Genomic DNA, 20,267 nt, shown 5'->3' on the forward strand with positions numbered 1-20,267 from the left:
GCCGTTCGCATTACATGTAGCCGCTGCCGCAGGCTGCGACCGGCTCCGCAGGAGACGCTAAACCTGCCTCCCCCGATATTCCTGATATATCGCGCCGCCTGGTTTTGCGAGCGCGAGCGCTCGTTCGCAGCCTGCGGCAGCGGCTACAGAGATCCAGCCTGCGCACCTGGGTTTTGGCGTTGGCTTTTGATCTTGATCTTGATCTTCAGGCCCCTTCCCAGCAGGCCGAGCGTAGGCGTTGCGTAGGGGGCAGTTCGGCATGGATGCCGAGCTAGCCGCCGCCCGGCCATGGATGGCCGGTTGGCGGCGGGCCCCCGGAGCAATGCCGGAGCTCGGGCACCCCGAGCCTCAGCGAGGGGCCGTATGGAGGGGCAAGACTTTTTGCTTACTTTTGTGTCGTTTGACAAAAGTGAGTCGCCGTAAGGGCGAAACCCTAAGTGGCCGTGACCGCAGCAACGGATATGTACCCCGTCCCACTCGCTACAAGAGCAAACCCCTAAGTAGCCACACCCGCAACACCGAAGATGCCCCCCTTCGCCCCCCCCTAGAAAAACACCTCAAACCACCTTGGGAATCTCCAACCCACGAATCACCGCCGGCCGCGCCACAAACTTGGCCAGCACCCGCTGCACATCGGGGAAACTGTCGATCCCCACCAACCCACCCGCCTCATAAAACCCGATCAAATTGCGAATCCACGGAAAGGTCGCAATATCGGCAATGGTGTAGCGCTCGCCCATGATCCACTCGCGCCCTTTCAGGTGCTTGTCCAGCACCCCCAGCAAACGCTTGGCCTCATTCACGTAACGCTCCAGCGGCCGCTTGTCCTCGTAGTCCTTGCCGGCGAATTTGTGGAAGAACCCCACCTGCCCGAACATCGGCCCGATGCCGCCCATCTGGAACATCAGCCACTGGATGGTTTCATAACGCGCCGCCGATTCCTGGGCCAGCAGTTGCCCGCTCTTGTCAGCCAGGTAGATCAGGATCGCCCCCGACTCGAACAGCGCCAGGGGCCGGTCGCCCGGGCCGTGGGGGTCGAGAATCGCCGGGATCTTGTTGTTCGGGCTGACGCTGAGGAACTCAGGGGTCATCTGGTCCTGGGTCTCGAAGCTGACCCGATGCGCTTCGTACGGCAGGCCGATCTCTTCGAGCATGATCGAGACCTTGACCCCGTTGGGGGTCGGCAACGAGTACAGCTGAATCCACTCGGGGAATTGCGCAGGCCATTTCTGGGTAACGGCAAAGGCGGAAAGATCGCTCATGACAGGCTTCCAGTCTCAATCAAAGGGGGCGACGCCACAGAGGGGCAACGGCGGGAGATTATCCGCCGGGCTTTCTTAAATCGGCAACATGCGGCGCTTAAGCTGCGGGCAATCGAACCAAATGCCGTTCAGGGACTCAGAAACCACGGCCGCGACAGGCCACGTTCGATGACAGGGAACACCGGTTTGTCAGCCGCGCCCCATTGCCCCGAAGAATCGCCACGCCATGAAACTGCTCCGCCGCCTTGCCCGCTCCTTCAAGCACCGCCGCTACCTGCCGCTGCCCGCCCTGTTGCTGGGCAGCGCCCTGTGCCTGTCGCTGGAGTCCAGCGTCAGCCGCGCGCAACCGGTGGACGGCACCCAGACCCTGGTGTTCCTGCGCCATGCGGAAAAGCCCGCCGGCGGCCTCGGCCAGCTCAACTGCCAGGGCCTGAACCGGGCCCTGGACCTGGCCACGTTGCTGCCGGAAAAATTCGGCAAGGCGCAGTACGTGTTCGCCGCCGACCCGACGCGCAATGTCGAGGAAGGCGAGCTGGACAACTCCTACAGCTACATCCGCCCCCTGATGACCATCAGCCCCAGCGCCATCAAGCTCGGCCTGCCGGTGAACATCGATTTTGCCGCCAACGACACCAGCGACCTGGCGGACGAGCTGCTGCACGACCGCTACCACAACTCGATCATCTACACCGCCTGGTCCCACGGTTACCTGCCGGAGCTGATCAACAAGGTCGCCGAAGAGGCCGTGGGCCAGAAGCGCCCGATCACTGAGGACTGGGCCTCCAGCGACTTCGACTCGCTGTACGTGCTGACCCTGACCTGGCGCAACGGCAAGGCCAGCCTGCACAGCCAGAGCTACAAGCAGGGCCTGGACGGCGGCGAGCAGGATTGTCCGAGCTGATCAGCCCAGGGCGTCGAGCAACCGGTACCAGGCAATCCCCGCCCCCAGGTAGAGGCGTTGCAGGCCATGCAGCGGAATCGGCCGCACGGGCGTGAGCGGAAACGGAAAGGCCTGCCCCGCTCCCGTCAGCCGCGCCGCCAGGTGCTTGCCCAGCAGGGTCGACAAGGCAATGCCGCGCCCGTTGTAGCCCAGCAGGATCGACAGCCCCGGCGCCGGTTCGTGCAGCTGCGGCAGAAAGCTCGGGGTCAGGGCCACGCGCCCGCTCCAGCGGTACTCGATGGGGGTGCCCGCCAACTGGGGAAACAGGTTCAGCAACGAGCGCTCCAGATGGTTCCAATCGGCATCCCGGCGCGGTTCGGAAAACGGTCCGCGCCCGCCCAGCAGCAGGCGTCCCTGGGCGTCCTGCTTGAAATACAGCAGCAGGCGCCGGGCATCGGAACACACCTCGCCGCCCGGCAGGATGCTCTGGCGCAGCTCGGCGGGCAGTGGCCGGGTGGCGATGATGAAACTGTTGGCGGCGATCACCGTCTGGCGCAGCCCCGGCCACAGGTCGTCGGTGTAGCCATTGGTGGCCAGCAGCACCTTCGGGGCGCGCACCCGCGCGCCACAGTCGGTTTCCAGGGTCCAGCGCCCGCCGTCGCGCTGCAGTTGCCGGACCCGGCTCTGGCCGTGAATGCTCACCCCCAGCCCCATCGCCACCCGGGCCAGCCCCCGGGCATAGTTCAGCGGGTGCAGGCTGCCGGCCCGAGGGTCGACCCAGCCACCCAGGTATTGCGGGCTGCCGATGCGCTGGCTCACCGCCGCCTTGTCCAGCAACTCCACGGCCACGCCGCGCTGGCGCCACTGCTCGGCGCGCTGCTCCAGGGTGCGCATCGCCGCGCCGGAAAACGCCGGCTGAATCCAGCCCTTGCGCGTGGCGTCGCAGCGAATGCGGTGTTCCTTGATCAGCTCGAACACTTCATCGGCCGCCGAGCCCACGGCTTCGATCAGTGCCTCTCCGCGCACCTGGCCGAATTTGGCCAGCAGTTGCTCGGGGTCGAACTTGAGCCCGGGGATCACCTGCCCGCCATTGCGCCCGGAGGCGCCCCAGCCGGGTTCGCCGGCATCCAGCACACAGACACGGGCACCGCTCTGGGCCAGGCGCAGGGCACTCACCAGCCCGGTGTAGCCGGCGCCGACAATTGCCACATCGACCTCCCGGTCCTCGGTCAGCGCCGGGGTGTGCTCGGCCGGCATGGCCGTGGCCGCCCACAGCGAGGGCGGCATGCGCAGAGGCTGGGACGCACTCATGCCTGCACCTCCGCGCCCTGGTTGAGCAGACGCCGCAGGAAGTCCTGGGTGCGCGGGTGGCTCGGGGTGCTGAGCACGGTGCGCGCCGGCCCGGCCTCGACGATGCGCCCGCTGTGAAGGAAGCACACCTGGTCCGCCACGTCCTGGGCAAAGCCCATTTCATGGGTGACCACGATCATGGTCATGCCCTCGTCGGCCAGCTTGCGCATCACCGCCAGCACCTCGCCCACCAGCTCCGGGTCCAGCGCTGAAGTGGGCTCGTCGAAGAGAATCGCCTCCGGGTCCATGGCCAGTGCCCGGGCAATCGCCACCCGTTGCTGCTGTCCGCCGGAGAGCTCGTCCGGGTAGGCGTGCATGCGATGGGCCAGGCCGACCTTTTCCAGCAGGGCCTCGGCCCGCAGGCGTGCTTGCCGGGGGTCCTGCTTCTTGACGTAGATCGGCCCCTCGGTGACGTTCTGCAACGCCGTGCGATGGGGGAACAGGTTGAAGCGCTGGAACACCATGGCCACCCGGGTACGCAGCTCGTGGATGCTCTTGGCCTGCCGCTCGACCCGCGCCCCGCTCACCAGGATGTCGCCCTGCTCGTAGCTTTCCAGGCCGTTGATACAGCGCAGCAGGGTCGACTTGCCGGACCCCGAGGGGCCGATCAGGCACACCACCTCGCCGCTGCGCACCTCAAGGTCGATGCCTTCGAGCACCGCCACGTTGCCAAAGCTCTTGTGTACGCCCTTGATCTGGATCATGGCTTTCTCCGGGTGCTGATGCGCGCTTCCAGGCGGCGCAGGGCAAAGGACAGCGGCAGGCTCAGGGCCAGGTAGAGCAAGGCTACCAGGGTGTAGACGGTCATGTTCTCGAAGGTCGAGGACGCAATCAGCTGCCCGGCCCGGGTCATCTCGGCCACGGTGATGGTGGACACCAGGGACGAGTCCTTGAGCATCATCACCAGGGTGTTGCCGTAGGGCGGCAAGGCGATGCGCAGGGCCTGGGGCAGCACCACCCGACGCATGATCATCGGCCCGCGCATACCGATGGATTCGGCGGCCTCGATCTGCCCCTGGTGAATGGCCTGAATGCCGGCGCGGAAGTTTTCCGCCTGGTACGCCGAGTAGGCGATGCCCAGGCCGATCACCCCGGCCTGCATGGCGGTGAGCTGGATGCCGAAATCCGGCAGCACGAAGTAGATGTAAAACAGCTGGACGATGATCGGCAGTCCGCGAATGACGTTGACCACGCCGATGGCGAACAACGCCACCGAGCGCACCTTGGACACCATCATCAAGGCGAAGACCAGTCCGATCAGCGAACTGAGCACGAATGAGCCAACAGTGACCTGCAGGGTGACCACTGCGCCTTTCAATAGAATGGGCAGGAAGTCCAGAGCGTTCTGGAGAAACATGGAGAGACCCGTTTAATCAGCAAGAAAGGGACCCGGGCCAGGTGCCGGGCCGCGACTGGATCAGTTGAGCTTCCAGCGCTCGATGATGCGCTCCAGGGTGCCGTCGGCCTTGATCGCGGCGATCCCGCGATTGACCTCGGCCAGGGTCTGGGCATCGCCCTTGCGCACGATCAGGCACACGTCGCCCATGACCACTGGCTGGTAGCCCTTGACCAGCCGCACCTTGTTCTGGGTGCCCTGGGCCAGTTGGTAGGCGAGGATCGGCCGGTCGGCGAAACCGGCCTTGATCCGCCCCAGGGCCAGGTCGCGCATCAGGTCGGGAATCGAGTCGTAGCCGCGTACTTCCTTGAAGATCCCGCGCTTGTTCAGCTCGTCGATAAACACCGTGCCGACCTGGGCGCCGACGGTTTCCCCGGCCAGGTCCTCCATGCGGCGGTAGTCGCCGGTGTCGTCGGCCTTGACGATCAGGCCCTCGCCGTAGCTGAACACCGGGTCGGAGTACTGCACCACTTTCTCGCGCACCGGGGTGCGCAGCATGGCGGCGGAGATGATGTCGATCTTGTTCGAGGTCAGGGACGGGATCAGTGCGGCGAAGGTGGTCTGCTGGATGTCCACGGCGAAACCGCCAGCCTTGCCCACGGCCCGGGCGGCATCGATCATCATGCCCTCGATGCTCTGGCTCTTGACGTCAAGAAAGGTGAAGGGAATGCCGGTGGCGGTGGCCCCGACCTTGTACAGCGGCTCGGCCTGGGCCGACAGCGAGAGGCCCAGGGCACAACAGAGTGCGAATACAGCGGGCGCAAGGACACGAGTGCGGGTATGCATGGCGAATCTCCCATTGGACGGTTTTATTGTTTGAAGTCCGTGATGGATAGCCTCTGGTGTGGAAGGCAGGAGGCATGGACCCGACTATAAACAATTTACAAAAATCGTAAAGAGATTTATAAATATCGAATATCGATATTCAAAACATGAAATAGCCAGACAGGACTGTCATGAGCGATAACAATAATTCCCTATTCAACCAGTCGCTGGAGAAAGGCCTGGCAGTGCTGCGGGCCTTCAACGCCGCGCAACGAACCATGAACCTGGCGGAAATCGCCGCGGCCGCCGACATCAACAAGAGCTCGGCGCAGCGCATGATTCACACCCTGGAACAGCTGGGCTACGTGCGTAAGCACCCGCAGACCAAACGCTTCCAGCTGACTCCGCGGGTGATGGAGATCGGCTACAACTACCTGGCTGCCGACACCCTGGTGGACGTGGCCAACCCGTTCCTCGCCGAACTGGCGCAGATCACCGGAGAAACCACCAACCTCACCGAGCCCGATGGCCTGGACATGGTCTATGTGGCGCGCTTCGTGGCGCCCAAGTTCATCCCCATCCACATGCCCATCGGCAGCCGCATCCCCATGTACTGCACCGGCTCCGGGCGCGCCTACCTCAGCGCCCTGCCCGCCGCCGAGGCCACACAGATCCTCGAAGCCAGCGAGCGCAAGGCTCATACCCGGCACACCCTGACCGAGCTTGCGGATATCCAGCGCGAGATCGAGCTCACCCAGCGCCGCGGCTACGCCCTGAACCCGGAGGAACTGTTCCTGGGGGACATGAGCATTGCCGCACCGATCCTCGGCAGCCAGGGCCTGCCGGTGGCCGCCGTGCACGTGGTGGTGCCCAGCAGCCGCTGGACCCTGGAAGAAGCCGAACGCAAGCTCGCGCCTTCAGTGATCGAATGCGCCCGGGCCATCCGCACCTCGATTCGCACCCTGTGAAAATCGCTCCCCTGTGGCCGCTGCCGCAGGCTGCGAATGGCCCGCAGGGACGCGGCGTTCTCAAGACCGACAGAGCTCCGACACGAGATCGCCAAGCAAGGCCCTGCGGGCCTTCGCGCAGCCTCGCTGACGCTCGGCAGCGGCTACAGTCCAATGCCGATCCGAGAGTGGTGTAGCCGCTGCCGCAGGCTGCGAACGGCCCGCAGGGCCGCGGCGTTTTCAAGACCGACAGAGCTCCGACACGAGATCGCCAAGCAAGCCCCTGCGGGCCTTCGCGCAGCCTCGCTGACGCTCGGCAGCGGCTACAGTCCAATGCCGATCCGAGAGTGGTGTAGCCGCTGCCGCAGGCTGCGAACGGCCCGCAGGGACGCGGCGCTCTCAAGACCGACAGAGCTCTGACGGGAGATCGCCAAGCAAGGCCCTGCGGGCCTTCGCGCAGCCTCGCTGACGCTCGGCAGCGGCTACATCCAATGCCGATCCGAGATGGGTGTAGCCGCTGCCGCAGGCTGCGAACGGCCCGCAGGGACGCGGCGCTCTCAAGACCGACAGAGCTCCGACACGAGATCGCCAAGCAAGGCCCTGCGGGCCTTCGCGCAGCCTCGCTGACGCTCGGCAGCGCCTACATCCAATGCCGATCCGAGAGTGGTGTAGCCGCTGCCGCAGGCTGCGAACGGCCCGCAGGGCCGCGGCGCTCTCAAAACCGACAGAGCTCCGACACGAGATCGCCAAGCAAGCCCCTGCGGGCCTTCGCGCAGCCTCGCTGACGCTCGGCAGCGGCTACAGTCCAATGCCGATCCGAGATCGGTTTAGCCGCTGCCGCAGGCTGCGAACGGCCCGCAGGGACGCGGCGTTCTCAAGACCGACAGAGCTCCGACGGGAGATCGCCAAGCAAGGCCCTGCGGGCCTTTGCGCAGCCTCGCTGACGCTCGGCAGCGGCTACAGTCCAATGCCGATCCGAGATCGGTGTAGCCGCTGCCGCAGGCTGCGAACGGCCCGCAGGGACGCGGCGCTCTCAAGACCGATAGAGCTCCGACGGGAGATCGCCAAGCAAGGCCCTGCTGCCCTTTTCGCAGCCTCGCTGACGCTCGGCAGCGGCTACAGTCCAATGCCGGGCGAGATCGGTTCGCGGCGCACCGGCGCCAGCGGCTACAATTCGCGCTTATTGTCTTGTGCGGAATTCCCTTCATGTCCAACCTCGCCTCCACCCAGCCCACCCGCGGCTGGGCGTTCTGGTGCAAACCCCTGCTGTTCCTGCTGGTGGCCGCCATCGGCCTGTATTACGTGAAGTGGTCGCCCTACTACCTCAAGGCCTTTGTCGCTGCCGACAGCCACAGCATCGGCGCGTCGATCCTCAACGATCAGCAAAGCTCGCCCTGGAGCGCCGCCCTGGCCTATTCCCAGGTGTACTTCCTGGCCATCTGGAAAGCCGCGGTGCTGGCGGTGATCTTGGGCTCGCTGTTGCAGGTGCTGATTCCCCGGGACTGGCTGCTGCGCCTATTCGGCCGCGCCGGCTTCGGTTCGACCCTGCGCGGCGGGCTGTTCGCCTTGCCGGGCATGATGTGTTCCTGCTGCGCCGCACCGGTGGCCGCTGGCCTGCGGCGGCAGAAGGTTTCGGTGGGCGCGGCCCTGGCGTTCTGGATCGCCAACCCAGTGCTCAACCCGGCGACCCTGGTGTTCATGGGCTTTGTTTTAGGCTGGGGGTTTTCCGCCCTGCGCCTAGTGGCGGGCATCGTCCTGGTGCTCGGCGTGTCGCTGGTGGCGCAGCGGGTCGCCGGCCCCGAACAACTGCCGGAAGCCGCGGTGGATGCGGTGGTGGAAGCCAGCACGGTGAACGAGCAGCCGTTCCTCAGCCGCTGGGGCAAGACCCTGTGGCAACTGTTCTGGAGCACCATTCCGATCTACGTGCTGGCGGTACTGGTGTTGGGCGCGGCGCGGGTCTGGCTGTTCCCGCACATTGACGGCGCCATGGGCGACAGCCTGTGGTGGCTGGTGCCCCTGGCGATTGCCGGGACCCTGTTCGTGATCCCTACGGCGGCAGAGATTCCCATCGTCCAGACCATGATGACCCTGGGTTTGGGCACCGGTCCGGCGGTGGCGCTGTTAATGACTCTGCCGAGCATCAGCCTGCCGTCGCTGCTGATGTTGCGTAAGGATTTCGATGCCCGGGTGCTGGTGACCGTGGCCGTGCTGACCATGCTGGTGGGGATTGTCTGCGGGTTGATTGGTGCGGTGTTGTTGTAGAACCCTGGTTATTGTCTTGAAACACATTGATCAGGGAATGCCGCTCCCGAAACCAGAGTTTTCGCTTTGTTTTGTAAGGCTTGTCCGAGAGAATCGCCAACGCCTTTGAGCGGCTTGTGCCCTGGGTGTTCGTCAGGCAGTCTCCCCCGGTCGCTGCACAATCAGCGACTCGGATGTGGAAGTCCGGAAGGGTCATAGGTACAACGCTTCAACGCGCCTGCCGACGCTTTGCGCCTGCGGATACGTGTTATGGCGGCCATGCGTGGGGCACCTTCGGGTGCGCCGGGTTTTGGGTACCAAAAGACTCCCCGGTCTTCCACACCCACGCACGGCTGCCACCCTCTCGTGTGGAAGCGAGACCGGCGGCTCTACTTAACCTTAGAGTCGTAGGTACCCCAATGAAAAAGCTCGTCCCCGATCCACCCCGCCCCCTGCGCGATCCCGAGCTGGATCGCGCCAACGCCAACCTGCTCGCCGCACTGAAACCTACCCAGGCACGCCCGTTCGGCCTGCGCGATGCCCAGGGCAATCCCCTGTTCAGCGTGCAAGCCGGGGTCAACGCCGAACAGGCCTTGAGGCACGTCGCCCTGCTGCTCAAGTGCGCCGAGGAGGTGTCCGATGAAATCACCGAGCGCGCCAGCGGCATCGAACGCGGCCTGATCTGGTCCATGGTGCATTCCGTGGAAATGGCCCGGGCCGTGGTCGAGGCCTTGCTCGACCGTCCACGCCCTGCCGGCTGACGCCTGCGCGCACCGCGCGCTCAGGTGCTGTGAGCGCGCGGATCATTGAGCGCTAGCGCGAGGGCGACTGGCGCTGGCGCAGGTAATCGAGCACCGCGCCGTGCTCGCCCATGAACTCGATCCGCGCGCCCTTGCTCTCGCGTTGGTAGGCGTACATCGGGTCGTAGTATTCGCCGAGCAGGCCTTCGATCCAGGCCCGGTGCAGCTCCACATCGCCGCTGCGGGCCTGTTCCGCCAGCGCGGCTTCCATCAGCAGGAACAGGCGCTGGTGACGCTCGCCACCGAGGCGCTTGTGGATCTTGTTCAGGCTCTCCAGCAGGCGTTCGGCAAACAGGGCAAACCCTTCCTCGCCATGCACGGCCACGAACTCGGCGCTGAGGTTGACCACGTAATCGTCAAGGATGCGCTGTACCCGGCTGTCGAGGCGGTCTTCCAGCCAGACCATGGGCAGGCCCTGCATGCTCTGGTACAGCGGCAGCGGCAAGGCGCAGCTGCCGATCATGCGGTTCTCGTCTTCCAGGACAAAGCTCTGCACACCACGATCGCGCTTTTTCAGCAGGTCCACCGCCAAGCGGTTTTCGAAGTCGATGTTGCTCGGCTGCCCGGTGGCGCGGCGGCCGAAGCTGGAGCCGCGGTGGTTGGCGTGGCCTTCCAGGTCCAGGGCGTTGTCCAGCTGGCCCAGCACTTCGGTCTTGCCGGTGCCGGTCATGCCCCCCAACAGGACAAAATCGCACTGCTGCAGGGCCTGTTCGGTGGTGTCCAGAAGGAAGGTCCGCATGGCCTTGTAGCCGCCGCCGACCCGCGGGTAGTCAATGCCCGCTTCCCTGAGCCACTGCTGGACGATCTGCGAGCGCAGGCCGCCACGGAAGCAGTACAGCAGGCCGTCGGGGTGAGCCCGGGCGAAATCGGCCCAGGCCTGGACGCGCTGTTGCTTGATGTCGCCGGACACCAGCTGATGGCCCAGGACAATGGCCGCCTGCTGGCCCTGCTGCTTGTAGCAGGTGCCGACCCGCTGGCGTTCCTGGTCGGTCATCAGCGGCAGGTTGAGCACCCCGGGAAAGGCGCCCTTGGTGAATTCGATCGGCGCCCGGGTGTCCATCATCGGCCGGTCGTTGAGGAAGATCTCGCGGTAGTCGGTGCAGTCCAGAGGCATCAGAACACCTCGACCGCGTGGCTCTGTCGCTCCACCAGTTCACCGATGGGCGCCAGTTCCAGGCCCAGCTCCGCCGCCAGGGCGAGGAACTCGGCATTGCCTTCAGGCGTCACCGCCACCAGCAGGCCGCCGCTGGTCTGCGGGTCGCAGAGCACGCGCTTGTGCAGCTCCTGGACCCGGCCAATCTTCTCGGCGTAGCTGCTGTAGTTGCGCAAGGTGCCGCCGGGCACGCAGCCCTGATCCAGGTAGTACTCAACCCCTGGCAGGCGTGGCACGCGGTCGTAATGGATCTGTGCGGTGAGGCCGCTGCCATCGGCCATTTCCACCAGGTGCCCGAGCAGGCCGAAACCGGTGACGTCGGTCATCGCGGTCACCCCTTCGAGCTTGCCGAAACGGCTGCCGGGCTTGTTCAGGGTGCACATCCAGTCGCGGGCCAGGCCGATGTCCTCACTGCGCAGCTTGCCCTTTTTCTCGGCGGTGGTGAGCACGCCGATCCCCAGGGGCTTGGTCAGGTACAGCAGGCAACCGGCGGTGGCGGTGTCGTTGCGTTTCATGAAGCGTTTTTCCACCAGCCCGGTCACCGCCAGGCCGAAGATCGGCTCCGGCGCGTCGATGGAGTGGCCGCCCGCCAGGGGAATGCCTGCCGCGTCGCACACCGCGCGGCCGCCGCGGATCACTTCCCGGGCGATTTCCGGGGCCAGCACATTCACCGGCCAGCCGAGAATGGCGATCGCCATCAGCGGGTCGCCGCCCATGGCGTAGATGTCGCTGATGGCGTTGGTGGCGGCGATGCGGCCGAAGTCGAAGGGGTCGTCGACGATGGGCATGAAAAAGTCGGTGGTGGAGACTACGCCGCGCTCTTCATCGATGGCGTAGACCGCCGCGTCATCGCGCGAGGCGTTGCCGACCCAGAGCTTGGGGTCGAGGTTCTGCGCCCCGCTGCCGGCCAGAATCACCTCCAGCACCTGGGGGAAATCTTGCAGCCGCAGCCGGCTCCGTGGCTGTACTGGGTCAGGCGAATCGGCTCGCTCATGGGGCACCTCGTCAAGTTCGGGACGCAGGATTCTAGCAGAGGGGGTCAGGCCCCGGGCCGGGGCGTGCCCTGGTGGAACAGCATCTGCCAGCGCCCTTCGCGGCAGCGCCACAGCGAACTGCGCCAGGCGCTGCCGGCCGCGCGCCCGCCGGCTGCGGCGTTATGGCACAGGTAGGTGACCTGGGCCAGGTCGGCCGCCAGAGGCTGCAACGAGAACTCGCTGATGCTGCGCTCGATGAAGTCCTGCTGGGGCAGGCTTTGCAGCACCTGGGCCTTGTTCCAGCGTCCGCCGCTGGCGCCGAATTCGAGAAAGTCGTCGGCCAGCAAGGCCTCCAGCGCCTGGCGATCGGCGCGCACTTCGGCCTGCTGCAGGCGGGTTTCCAATTCCAGCAAGAGTTGATGCAACGCCATGGTCGAGCTCCGCAGAAAATCCAGCCCCGGACTTTAACAGTGCCCCGCTTTCGCGCGCACCGCCCCCTGCCCGGGCATTTTTTGACCCCAGAGCCAGCTTCCGAGGCGTTTCCAATTGTTTTTCAACTGCCTATTTCAAGTTGGTACGCCATGTGCAAACGTTTGCGAGTTGCAAATTTGTGGGTGTTCGCCACCGCCACGCGCGCGAACGGACATCAGGGACTTCACACCGCACGAACAGGGACTTTCCATGCACAACCGCTTCCCCCGTCATGGCCAATGGGCTGTTTCCCTCGGGCTGGCCGGCGTTACGGGTCTACTCAGTCACGCCACGCTGGCCCAATCCCCTGCGCCGGACGCGTCAGCCCAGGGCGAAAGCCTGAGCGCCGATGTGCAACCGGGCAAAAAAGGCGCCTACCTGTCCGACTGGTACAACCAGGACCTGATGCTGATCGGCAGCAAGGACATCAGCTTCGGCCCGCGTCCGGCGGACGACGTCTACCTGGAATACGAATACTTCGGGCGCAAGGGGCCCTTCGAGCTGTACGGCTACATCGACCTGCCGAAGATCCTCGACATCGGCAACAGCCACGACAAGGGCATCTGGGACCACGGCTCGCCGCTGTTCATGGAGCACGAACCGCGGATCTCCATCGATTACCTGGCCGGCCGCAGCCTGGCCATCGGCCCGTTCAAGGAGTGGTATGTGGCCTTCGACTGGATCTACGACCACGGCAGCCGCACCGCCAACCGCGCCAACACCCTGTACAGCGGCCTGGGCACCGACATCGACACCCATTCGCGGGTCAACCTCTCGGCCAACTTCTACGGCCGCTACCAGTGGGAAAACTACGGCGCCAGCAACGAATATTCCTGGGACGGCTACCGCGCCCAGCTCAAATACATCGTGCCCATCGACACCTTCAGCAACGGCGCCTCGCTGACCTACATCGGTTTCACCAATTTCGATTTCGGCTCCGACCTGCACCAGGACAACCCGGCGCGCACTGCCAACGCCACGGTGGCCACCAACGTGCTGCTCTACTCCTTTACCCACCTGCGCTTCACCCTGGTGGGCCGCTACTTTCACAACGGCGGCAACTGGGAGGACGGCAGCGTGCTGAATTTCGGCGATGGCGAGTTTCGCGCCCGCTCCAACGGCTGGGGCTATTACGCGGGGGTCGGTTATCAGTTCTAGAGGCAGCGGCAAGCTTTGAGCGGCAAGCGGCAAGCGCCGTCTGTTTGTAGCTTGAGGCTTGTAGCTTGAGGCTTGATATTTCTGAAGATGAAGGAGGTTGTATGCGTGGGATTAAAACCGTTTCGTGGGTCTTGGGTTTGAACGCGCTGATGGTCAGCGGGGCCTGGGCCGGCGAGGCGCCGATCAGGCCCAAGGTGGTGCTGATCAGCATGTTCGCGCCGGAAGCGCAGCACTGGATCGAGCGCCTGGAGCTCAAGCGCGAGATTCGCGTGCCGGGGCTGGCGGCGGAGTATCCGAGCATTCGCTGCAATGACCGGGACGTGTGCCTGTTGACCACCGGCATGGGCCAGACCAATGCCGCGGCGTCGACCCTGGCCCTGGCCCTGTCGCCCCAATTCGACCTGCGCAAAAGCTATTTCCTGATTGCCGGGATCGCCGGCATCAGCCCGCACCAGGGCACCCTCGGCACCGCGGCCTGGGCCCATTACCTGGTGGAATTCGGCACCCAGTGGGAACTCGACTCCCGGGATGCACCCAAGGACTGGCCCACTGGCTACCTGGGGATCAACACTAAGGGCCCCAACGAAAAACCGCCCCTGGACTACAAGACCGAGGTCTTTGAGCTGAACCCGAAACTGCAAGCCAAGGCCTTCGCCCTGAGCCAGCGGGTGAGCTTGAGCGAAAGCCCGCAATCGGCGGCCTGGCGCCTGAAATACCCCAAGGCCCCGGCCAACCAGCCGCCGGTGGTGACCCGCTGCGACACCCTGGCCGGCAACACCTGGTTTTCCGGCACTCGCCTCAGCGAACGGGCCGAGGTCTGGACCCGCCTGCTGACTGACAACAAAGGCACCTACTGCACCACCCAGCAGGAAGACAACTCCACCTACGAAGCCTTGCTGCGGGCCAGCCGCGAGGGCCTGGTGGACATCCAGCGCCTGGCGGTACTGCGCGCCGGCTCCGACTTCGACCGCCCGGCGCCGGGGGCCAGTGAAGTGGACAACCTGCTCAAGTACGCCGACCAGGGCGGCTTTGTCCCGGCCCTGGAAAACCTCTACCGGGCCGGCAATCCGCTGGTGCAGGACATTCTCAACAACTGGTCGGCCTGGGAAACAGGCGTCCCCGAAGCCTGACCACCCAACCCCCCAACCCGTAGGAGCCGGCTTGCCGGCGAAAGCAATCTCAAGCCCCACAACCCGTAGGAGCCGGCTTGCCGGCGAAGGCGCTCTCAGGGGCCTCTTCGCTGGCAAGCCAGCTCCTACGGGGCGCAGCTGCAGCGTGGGCGCTCAGGGGATGAGGATGACTTTCTCGCCACGCCCCTGGTTCACTTCGGCGTAGCGCTCCAGCCCCTGCTCCAGTGGTGATTCGACCAAGCCTTCCGGCAGCGGCAGCAGGCCTTCATCGAAGTAGCGGCCGAACTGCTCCAGCATCGCCGCGCACGCCTCTACGCCATACAACAGCGAGTTGATCCCCACCACCGAGCCGCCCTTGCGGTACAGGGCCAGGGCCGGCAGTTGCACCTGGCCGTCCACCGGCGCGGCGATGATGGCGATGCGGCCAAAGGCGGCCAGGGCCGGCACCGAGGCCGGCAGCCAGAAGCCGGTGGTGTCGAAGATCACTTCGGCGCCGCCGGGATGCACCGCCTCCACCTGGGCCGCCAGGGTTTGCGGCTGTTGCAGGTGCAGGGTCGGATAGCCCTGGGCCGAAAGCGCCTGGACCTGCTCGGCCCGGCGCGCCGCCGCCAGCACCCGGGCCCCGCGCACCTTGGCCAGGGCCAGGGCCGCCGTGGCCACTGCACCGCCGCCGATCACCAGCAGCCGCGTACCGGCCGTCACGCCGCTGCGCTCCAGGGCATCCCAGGCGGTGGTGTACGGCACCCCGAGGCTCGCGGCCTGGGCAAAGCTCAGGTGCCGTGGCTTGCGGGCCACGCCCTGGGCGGACAGCACCACGTACTGGGCATGGCTGCCGTCGGCGAAAAAACCCAGCTCCTTGCCGGTGCCCCAGACCTCCTGGCCGATCAGCTCGGCCGGCCCCTGCTCCACCACCCCGGCGAAATCCCGCCCGGGAATCCGCGGCAGCGTGGTGTAGGGAAAGCGTCCGAGCACGTTCTTCACGTCGCTGGGGTTGAGGCCAGCGGCCTGGATGCGCACCAGCACCTGGCCGGCGCCCGGCAGCGGCGTGGGAAGGTCCACCACGTGCAGGGCAGCGAGGTCGCCGGTAGCGGAAAATTGCAGTGCTTTCATCGTCGGTTCCATGGGTCAGGGGTAAAAAAGCGCGTGTTCAGGACAGCCAACTGCTCAACAGCTGGCGCCCCAGCGGCCACAACTGCTCACCGCCGAGCATGCCCAGCAGGCCCACCAGGGCAATCGCCGGCGGCGCCGGGGAACGCACCTGCAAGGCGCCGTAAAGCAGGCCGACCAGCAGACCGGCGGCCAGGGAGATCAGGTAATTCATGTGGCGCTCCAGAAGCCGTGGCGTCCGTGCCGGGGTGATGTGGCGTGTGCGACAAAGTCTAGGTGGCGAGCGCTAGCGGCATCGGCCAAGTGCTTCAGGATTTCGGCCAAGACCGTAACCTGTAGCCGCTGCCGCAGGCTGCGAACGGGCCTGAAGGGCACGCTGGGCAGGCGCCGCTACCCCAGGTTGGCGCTGGCGTACTGGGAAGGTGCGACACCCAGTTCGCGGCGGAACATGTCGCTGAAGCTGCTGGGGGAATAGCCCAGTTCGAGGGCAATGCGGCTCACCGGTACACCCTGGATCAGCTCCGCGGCAGCGGTGGCCAGTTGCACCTGGCGCCGCCATTCGGCAAAGCCCAGGCCCAACTGTTCCTTGAACAGCCGCGCCAGGGTGCGCACGCTGGCCCCTGCCGCGTCGGCGTGCTGTTCAAAGGAAATGGCCAGGGACGGTGCCGCCATCACCGCCTGGCACAGGCTGCTCAGGCGCCGGTCGGAAGCGTCCGGCAGGGCGATCTTCAGCAGCGAGCGACGGGCCCGTTGCAGCTCCAGCAAAGCCAGCGCGACCAGCGCCTCGTAGTACTCCGGCTGCGGCGGGTCGAGCTCCACCAGGCGCACGATCAGCTCCCGCAGCAGGTTGTCCACCTGCAGCACCTGGACGCTGGGGTCCAGGGTCGCCGCCAGGGACGGACGCAAGTAGATATTGCGCATCTGCAAGTCGCTGACCACACGAATCCCGTGCCGTACCCCGGGCGGCAGCCACACGGCCCGCTGCGGCGGCACCACCAGGGCCTCGGTGGGCGTCTCGACCCACATCACTCCGCTCATGGCGTACAGCAACTGGCCCCAGGCGTGTTCGTGGGGCTCGATGAACAACCCGCGCGGATAGGTGCGAGCCAGGGGTTGCACCGGGATCGCGGGGTCGCTCAGATCGGGAGGGGTGGCCAGGGCCATGACAAGCTCGCAACGGGTCGGCGGGGGCCCATGGTAACCAGCGTCTGCAGCGCCCGCCAGCCGCCGGAAAGCGCACCGGGAACAGGCAGCTTTCAGGGGCCCGGCGGCATCGCCCTGGCCTTGGGCCGGTCCACGCCCGGCAACGACCGTTGGCGCCAGAGTCGGACAATCAAAGTGAATTTTTTGGTGCCCGCAGGATCACTCAAGAATCACAGGGAGGAAGAACGGCTCTATGAACAACGCAAAACTCTTCGTCATCGAATACACCCTTCACGGCGCGCCCAAGTCCTTCATCATCCGCCAGGACAAGATGGACAACGCCGAGGCCTGGCACTGGGCCAGTTGCGATGCCGGTGTCGGACGCATCGGCCGCTTCGGCCGGGAACGGGTAAAGAAAACCAGCAAGCCCATGGCCGAGAAGTTCGGCATCGAGAACGTCACCTGGCGCCCTTCGGTCTAGGCGCCACCGATGCGGGTGGGGCCCTGTGGCTCCACCCGCCCTGCCCGTTTCAGCCGTGGGCGCCCTTGGCGCATTTGCAGCCGTCGGTGGAGGCACAAGGTTCACCGTGGGCGTGGTGATCGGCGCACGCCTGACAGCAGTAGTGCTTACCGTGACGGACGATCGGGTGGGCGCCGAGCTTGCAGGTGCAAGCCGGACAGGCACAGGTTTCATTGGACATGGCTGGGTTCCTCTTTCGGATGAGACTCGATCAGCGCAGCGCCTGAAACGGCGGCGCTCAGCGCAGGGTTCGAGTACTTGGAAAGGTTAGGTCAATCCGCTGCGCTTACCCGGCCACAAGCGACTAAAGTGGTGCAGCCAGCGCCAGCGCAGACGGACGGACACCAGACCCGCTGATAGCGCTGTCGCGACCTGATAAAAATCACTCAAGGTCCTTCGCCGCCATGACCATGCTCTACGACGAACGCCTCGACGGCGCCCTGCCCGAGGTCGACCGCCAGGCCCTGATCCAGGCCCTGCGCCAACAGCTTCCGGAGCTCGAGCTGCTGGACCAGGAGCAGCAGCTCAAGCCCTACGAGTGCGATGGCCTCAGCGCCTACCGCAGCACGCCGATGCTGGTGGCCCTGCCCCGGCACCTGGACCAGGTGCAACGCATCCTGCAGATCTGCCATGCGCACCGCGTGCCGGTGGTGGCCCGGGGCGCCGGCACCGGCCTGTCCGGCGGCGCCCTGCCCCTGGAAAACGGCCTGCTGCTGGTGATGGCGCGCTTCAAGGACATCCTGCAGATCGATCCCGCCGCGCGTTGTGCCAGGCTCCAGCCCGGGGTGCGCAACCTGGCCATCTCCCAGGCCGCCGCGCCCTTCGGCCTGTACTACGCCCCCGACCCGTCTTCGCAGATCGCCTGTTCGATTGGCGGCAACGTCGCGGAAAACGCCGGCGGCGTGCACTGCCTGAAATACGGCCTGACCGTGCACAACCTGCTCAAGGTCCAGATGCTCAGCGTCGAGGGCCAGCCCCTGACCCTGGGCAGCGACGCCCTGGATTCGCCGGGCTTCGACCTGCTGGCGCTGTTCACCGGCTCCGAGGGCCTGCTGGGGGTGATCACCGAGGTCACGGTCAAGCTGCTGCCCAAGCCGCAGATCGCCAAGGTGCTGCTGGCGGCCTTCGATTCGGTGGAAGCCGCCGGCCGCGCCGTGGCCGAGATCATTGCCGCAGGGATCATCCCCGGCGGCCTGGAGATGATGGACAACCTGGCGATCCGTGCCGCCGAGAACTTCATCCACGCCGGCTACCCGGTGGACGCCGCGGCCATCCTGCTGTGCGAACTGGACGGCGTGGAAGCCGATGTCCACGACGACTGCGAGCGGGTGCGCCAGGTGCTGGAACGCACCGGCGCCAGCGAGGTACGCCTGGCCCGCGACGAAGCCGAGCGCGTGCGCTTCTGGGCCGGGCGCAAGAACGCCTTCCCGGCGGTGGGGCGCCTGGCGCCGGACTACTACTGCATGGACGGCACCATTCCCCGCCGGCAGTTGCCGGGGGTGCTGCGGGGCATCGCCCGCCTGGCCGAGGAGTACCAGCTGCGGGTGGCCAATGTGTTCCATGCCGGCGACGGCAACATGCACCCGCTGATCCTGTTCGACGCCAACCAGCCCGGCGAGCTGCAACGGGCCGAGGCCCTGGGCGGCAAGATCCTCGAACTGTGCGTGGCGGTGGGTGGCAGCATCACCGGCGAACACGGCGTGGGCCGGGAAAAAATCAACCAGATGTGCGCCCAGTTCAACCACCACGAACTGCACCTGTTCCACGCCATCAAGGCGGCCTTCGACCCCGGCGGCCTGCTCAACCCCGGGAAGAACATCCCGACCCTGCAACGCTGCGCGGAATTCGGCGCCATGCACATCCATCACGGGCAACTGCCCTTCCCCGAACTGGAGCGGTTCTGATGAGCACGGACAGCGATTTCGATGCCACCGAGGCGTGGCTGGAACAGGTGCGCGACGCCCTGCAGAGCCGTACGCCGCTGCGCATTCAGGGCTCCAACAGCAAGGCCTTTCTCGGCCGCGAGTGCGCCGGGGAAATCCTCGACACCCGCAGCCATCGCGGCATCGTCAGCTATGACCCCACGGAGCTGGTGATCAGTGCCCGGGCCGGCACTCCGCTCAGTGAATTGCACGCCACCCTGGACGCCGCCGGGCAGATGCTGCCCTGCGAGCCGCCGTCCTTCGGCGCCGGCGCGACCCTGGGCGGCATGCTCGCCAGTGGCCTGTCCGGGCCGCGTCGACCCTGGGCCGGCGCGGTACGGGATTTCGTCCTCGGCACCCGGATCATCAGCGGCGGCGGCCAGCACCTGCGCTTTGGCGGCGAGGTGATGAAGAACGTCGCCGGTTACGACCTGTCGCGGCTGATGGCCGGCAGCTACGGCTGCCTGGGGCTGATCACCGAAGTCTCGCTGAAGGTCCTGCCCAAGCCCCGACAATGCCTGAGCCTGAGCCTGGAAATGGACCGCCGGCGCGCCCTCACGCAACTGGCCGAATGGGGCCAGCAGCCCTTGCCGATCAGCGCCGCCTGCCATGACGGCGAGCGCCTGCACCTGCGCCTGGAAGGTGGCGAAGGCTCGGTGGCGGCGGCCCATGAGCGCCTGGGCGGCGAGCCTCTGGATTCGGGCTACTGGAGCCAGCTCAATGAACAGCAGCTGGACTTCTTCAACCCCGGCCTGCCGCTGTGGCGCCTGTCGCTGCCGCACAACACGCCGCTGCTGGCACTGCCCGGCGAACAACTGCTGGACTGGGGCGGCGCCCAGCGCTGGCTGAAGACCGAGGCCACGGCCGCCGAGATCCGCGCCGCCGTCAGCGCCGTCGGCGGCCACGCCAGCTGCTACAGCCACGGCCTGCAAGACAGCCCGTTCCAGCCCCTGGCGCCGACCCTGCTGCACTACCACCAGCGGCTCAAGGCGCAGCTGGACCCGCAAGGGATCTTCAACCCCGGCCGACTCTACGCGGAGCTCTAGAC

At 66.1% G+C, this 20,267-nt stretch carries 20 protein-coding genes and 1 pseudogene; 9 read left to right on the forward strand and 12 right to left on the reverse strand.

What is annotated here, in order from left to right; all coding sequences use genetic code 11:
* Positions 1–557: 557 nt before the first annotated feature.
* Positions 558–1,262 (reverse strand): glutathione binding-like protein, encoded by a 705-nt coding sequence (locus ACMGG8_RS23225; protein WP_060843146.1) that lies wholly within the window; start codon positions 1,260–1,262, stop codon positions 558–560.
* 226 nt (positions 1,263–1,488) lie between these two features.
* Here ACMGG8_RS23225 and ACMGG8_RS23230 point away from each other — a divergent pair, with 226 nt between their 5' ends.
* On the forward strand, positions 1,489–2,163 hold the full coding sequence (locus ACMGG8_RS23230) for a hypothetical protein (RefSeq protein WP_060843145.1): 675 nt from the start codon (positions 1,489–1,491) through the stop codon (positions 2,161–2,163).
* Here the strand turns inward: ACMGG8_RS23230 and ACMGG8_RS23235 are convergent, their stop codons facing one another.
* Genes ACMGG8_RS23235 through ACMGG8_RS23250 form a run of 4 tightly spaced genes read right to left on the reverse strand, consistent with a single transcriptional unit; the run spans position 2,164 to position 5,674 of the window.
* Entirely contained in the window at positions 2,164–3,453 is a 1,290-nt protein-coding gene (locus ACMGG8_RS23235; protein ID WP_060838614.1) for an NAD(P)/FAD-dependent oxidoreductase, read from the reverse strand.
* Positions 3,450–4,196: an amino acid ABC transporter ATP-binding protein gene (locus tag ACMGG8_RS23240; RefSeq protein WP_060838613.1), complete on the reverse strand. Its 747-nt coding sequence runs from the start codon at positions 4,194–4,196 to the stop codon at positions 3,450–3,452. Before ACMGG8_RS23240 ends, ACMGG8_RS23235 begins: the two co-directional genes overlap by 4 nt.
* A complete protein-coding gene (locus ACMGG8_RS23245; RefSeq protein ID WP_011060581.1) occupies positions 4,193–4,849 on the reverse strand; it encodes an amino acid ABC transporter permease in 657 nt (218 codons plus the stop codon). Before ACMGG8_RS23245 ends, ACMGG8_RS23240 begins: the two co-directional genes overlap by 4 nt.
* Positions 4,850–4,909: 60 nt before the next feature.
* Positions 4,910–5,674, reverse strand: coding sequence for an ABC transporter substrate-binding protein (locus ACMGG8_RS23250; protein ID WP_060843143.1), 765 nt, complete (start codon positions 5,672–5,674; stop codon positions 4,910–4,912).
* 170 nt (positions 5,675–5,844) lie between these two features.
* Here ACMGG8_RS23250 and ACMGG8_RS23255 point away from each other — a divergent pair, with 170 nt between their 5' ends.
* The 3 genes from ACMGG8_RS23255 (at position 5,845) to ACMGG8_RS23265 (ending at position 9,602) form a co-directional block, all read left to right on the forward strand.
* Positions 5,845–6,621, forward strand: a complete 777-nt coding sequence (locus tag ACMGG8_RS23255; RefSeq protein WP_060838611.1) for an IclR family transcriptional regulator — start codon at positions 5,845–5,847, stop codon at positions 6,619–6,621.
* A gap of 1,185 nt (positions 6,622–7,806) precedes the next feature.
* Positions 7,807–8,862 carry a permease gene (locus ACMGG8_RS23260; RefSeq protein WP_102864153.1) on the forward strand — a complete coding sequence of 352 codons (1,056 nt, stop codon included), beginning with the start codon at positions 7,807–7,809 and terminating at the stop codon, positions 8,860–8,862.
* Positions 8,863–9,260: 398 nt separating this feature from the next.
* A complete protein-coding gene (locus ACMGG8_RS23265; RefSeq protein WP_232642570.1) occupies positions 9,261–9,602 on the forward strand; it encodes a DUF3077 domain-containing protein in 342 nt (113 codons plus the stop codon).
* Between the two features lie 52 nt (positions 9,603–9,654).
* Here ACMGG8_RS23265 and mnmH read toward each other — a convergent pair whose 3' ends face one another.
* The 3 genes and pseudogenes from mnmH to ACMGG8_RS23280 form a co-directional block, all read right to left on the reverse strand.
* Positions 9,655–10,755 (reverse strand): tRNA 2-selenouridine(34) synthase MnmH, encoded by a 1,101-nt coding sequence (gene mnmH, locus ACMGG8_RS23270; protein WP_414158514.1) that lies wholly within the window; start codon positions 10,753–10,755, stop codon positions 9,655–9,657.
* Positions 10,755–11,788, reverse strand: a pseudogene (selD, locus tag ACMGG8_RS23275) (selenide, water dikinase SelD). Before selD ends, mnmH begins: the two are co-directional and overlap by 1 nt.
* 45 nt (positions 11,789–11,833) lie before the next feature.
* On the reverse strand, positions 11,834–12,199 hold the full coding sequence (locus ACMGG8_RS23280; protein WP_414158515.1) for a DUF4440 domain-containing protein: 366 nt from the start codon (positions 12,197–12,199) through the stop codon (positions 11,834–11,836).
* A gap of 250 nt (positions 12,200–12,449) precedes the next feature.
* Here ACMGG8_RS23280 and ACMGG8_RS23285 point away from each other — a divergent pair, with 250 nt between their 5' ends.
* Positions 12,450–13,397 (forward strand): nucleoside-specific channel-forming protein Tsx, encoded by a 948-nt coding sequence (locus ACMGG8_RS23285; RefSeq protein WP_414158516.1) that lies wholly within the window; start codon positions 12,450–12,452, stop codon positions 13,395–13,397.
* Positions 13,398–13,498: 101 nt separating this feature from the next.
* Positions 13,499–14,527 carry a purine-nucleoside phosphorylase gene (locus tag ACMGG8_RS23290; RefSeq protein ID WP_414158517.1) on the forward strand — a complete coding sequence of 343 codons (1,029 nt, stop codon included), beginning with the start codon at positions 13,499–13,501 and terminating at the stop codon, positions 14,525–14,527.
* A 153-nt stretch (positions 14,528–14,680) separates the two neighbouring features.
* On the opposite strand, the gene ACMGG8_RS23295 is transcribed toward ACMGG8_RS23290, so the two are convergent.
* From ACMGG8_RS23295 to ACMGG8_RS23305, 3 genes are all read right to left on the reverse strand, one after another.
* On the reverse strand, positions 14,681–15,637 hold the full coding sequence (locus ACMGG8_RS23295) for a quinone oxidoreductase family protein (RefSeq protein WP_414158518.1): 957 nt from the start codon (positions 15,635–15,637) through the stop codon (positions 14,681–14,683).
* A 37-nt stretch (positions 15,638–15,674) separates the two neighbouring features.
* Entirely contained in the window at positions 15,675–15,848 is a 174-nt protein-coding gene (locus ACMGG8_RS23300) for a DUF1427 family protein (RefSeq protein WP_016965498.1), read from the reverse strand.
* 176 nt (positions 15,849–16,024) lie between these two features.
* Positions 16,025–16,798, reverse strand: a complete 774-nt coding sequence (locus ACMGG8_RS23305) for an AraC family transcriptional regulator (RefSeq protein ID WP_060838589.1) — start codon at positions 16,796–16,798, stop codon at positions 16,025–16,027.
* A 232-nt stretch (positions 16,799–17,030) separates the two neighbouring features.
* Here ACMGG8_RS23305 and ACMGG8_RS23310 point away from each other — a divergent pair, with 232 nt between their 5' ends.
* Complete coding sequence (locus ACMGG8_RS23310; RefSeq protein WP_060838588.1) at positions 17,031–17,258, forward strand: DUF6555 family protein; 228 nt, start codon at positions 17,031–17,033, stop codon at positions 17,256–17,258.
* Positions 17,259–17,307: 49 nt separating this feature from the next.
* On the opposite strand, the gene ACMGG8_RS23315 is transcribed toward ACMGG8_RS23310, so the two are convergent.
* A complete protein-coding gene (locus ACMGG8_RS23315) occupies positions 17,308–17,478 on the reverse strand; it encodes a metallothionein (RefSeq protein ID WP_082729216.1) in 171 nt (56 codons plus the stop codon).
* Positions 17,479–17,701: 223 nt separating this feature from the next.
* Here ACMGG8_RS23315 and glcD point away from each other — a divergent pair, with 223 nt between their 5' ends.
* The gene (gene glcD, locus ACMGG8_RS23320; protein WP_414158519.1) at positions 17,702–19,201 is read left to right on the forward strand and encodes a glycolate oxidase subunit GlcD; all 1,500 of its coding nucleotides are present in this window, start codon (positions 17,702–17,704) and stop codon (positions 19,199–19,201) included.
* The gene (gene glcE, locus ACMGG8_RS23325) at positions 19,201–20,265 is read left to right on the forward strand and encodes a glycolate oxidase subunit GlcE (RefSeq protein WP_414158520.1); all 1,065 of its coding nucleotides are present in this window, start codon (positions 19,201–19,203) and stop codon (positions 20,263–20,265) included. The genes glcD and glcE overlap by 1 nt, the downstream gene beginning before the upstream one ends.
* Positions 20,266–20,267: the final 2 nt, after the last annotated feature.

Origin of the sequence: Pseudomonas sp. BNK-45, assembly GCF_047456255.1 — a bacterium.
Lineage (GTDB): Bacteria > Pseudomonadota > Gammaproteobacteria > Pseudomonadales > Pseudomonadaceae > Aquipseudomonas.

What these genes read in the sequence shown, in the direction of transcription:
- ACMGG8_RS23225 (WP_060843146.1), bottom strand. Translation starts at nt 1,262, where the DNA reads ATGAGCGATCTTTCCGCCTTTGCCGTTACCCAGAAATGGCCTGCGCAA.
- ACMGG8_RS23230 (WP_060843145.1), top strand. Translation starts at nt 1,489, where the DNA reads ATGAAACTGCTCCGCCGCCTTGCCCGCTCCTTCAAGCACCGCCGCTAC.
- ACMGG8_RS23235 (WP_060838614.1), bottom strand. Translation starts at nt 3,453, where the DNA reads ATGAGTGCGTCCCAGCCTCTGCGCATGCCGCCCTCGCTGTGGGCGGCC.
- ACMGG8_RS23240 (WP_060838613.1), bottom strand. Translation starts at nt 4,196, where the DNA reads ATGATCCAGATCAAGGGCGTACACAAGAGCTTTGGCAACGTGGCGGTG.
- ACMGG8_RS23245 (WP_011060581.1), bottom strand. Translation starts at nt 4,849, where the DNA reads ATGTTTCTCCAGAACGCTCTGGACTTCCTGCCCATTCTATTGAAAGGC.
- ACMGG8_RS23250 (WP_060843143.1), bottom strand. Translation starts at nt 5,674, where the DNA reads ATGCATACCCGCACTCGTGTCCTTGCGCCCGCTGTATTCGCACTCTGT.
- ACMGG8_RS23255 (WP_060838611.1), top strand. Translation starts at nt 5,845, where the DNA reads ATGAGCGATAACAATAATTCCCTATTCAACCAGTCGCTGGAGAAAGGC.
- ACMGG8_RS23260 (WP_102864153.1), top strand. Translation starts at nt 7,807, where the DNA reads ATGTCCAACCTCGCCTCCACCCAGCCCACCCGCGGCTGGGCGTTCTGG.
- ACMGG8_RS23265 (WP_232642570.1), top strand. Translation starts at nt 9,261, where the DNA reads ATGAAAAAGCTCGTCCCCGATCCACCCCGCCCCCTGCGCGATCCCGAG.
- mnmH (WP_414158514.1), bottom strand. Translation starts at nt 10,755, where the DNA reads ATGCCTCTGGACTGCACCGACTACCGCGAGATCTTCCTCAACGACCGG.
- ACMGG8_RS23280 (WP_414158515.1), bottom strand. Translation starts at nt 12,199, where the DNA reads ATGGCGTTGCATCAACTCTTGCTGGAATTGGAAACCCGCCTGCAGCAG.
- ACMGG8_RS23285 (WP_414158516.1), top strand. Translation starts at nt 12,450, where the DNA reads ATGCACAACCGCTTCCCCCGTCATGGCCAATGGGCTGTTTCCCTCGGG.
- ACMGG8_RS23290 (WP_414158517.1), top strand. Translation starts at nt 13,499, where the DNA reads ATGCGTGGGATTAAAACCGTTTCGTGGGTCTTGGGTTTGAACGCGCTG.
- ACMGG8_RS23295 (WP_414158518.1), bottom strand. Translation starts at nt 15,637, where the DNA reads ATGAAAGCACTGCAATTTTCCGCTACCGGCGACCTCGCTGCCCTGCAC.
- ACMGG8_RS23300 (WP_016965498.1), bottom strand. Translation starts at nt 15,848, where the DNA reads ATGAATTACCTGATCTCCCTGGCCGCCGGTCTGCTGGTCGGCCTGCTT.
- ACMGG8_RS23305 (WP_060838589.1), bottom strand. Translation starts at nt 16,798, where the DNA reads ATGGCCCTGGCCACCCCTCCCGATCTGAGCGACCCCGCGATCCCGGTG.
- ACMGG8_RS23310 (WP_060838588.1), top strand. Translation starts at nt 17,031, where the DNA reads ATGAACAACGCAAAACTCTTCGTCATCGAATACACCCTTCACGGCGCG.
- ACMGG8_RS23315 (WP_082729216.1), bottom strand. Translation starts at nt 17,478, where the DNA reads ATGTCCAATGAAACCTGTGCCTGTCCGGCTTGCACCTGCAAGCTCGGC.
- glcD (WP_414158519.1), top strand. Translation starts at nt 17,702, where the DNA reads ATGACCATGCTCTACGACGAACGCCTCGACGGCGCCCTGCCCGAGGTC.
- glcE (WP_414158520.1), top strand. Translation starts at nt 19,201, where the DNA reads ATGAGCACGGACAGCGATTTCGATGCCACCGAGGCGTGGCTGGAACAG.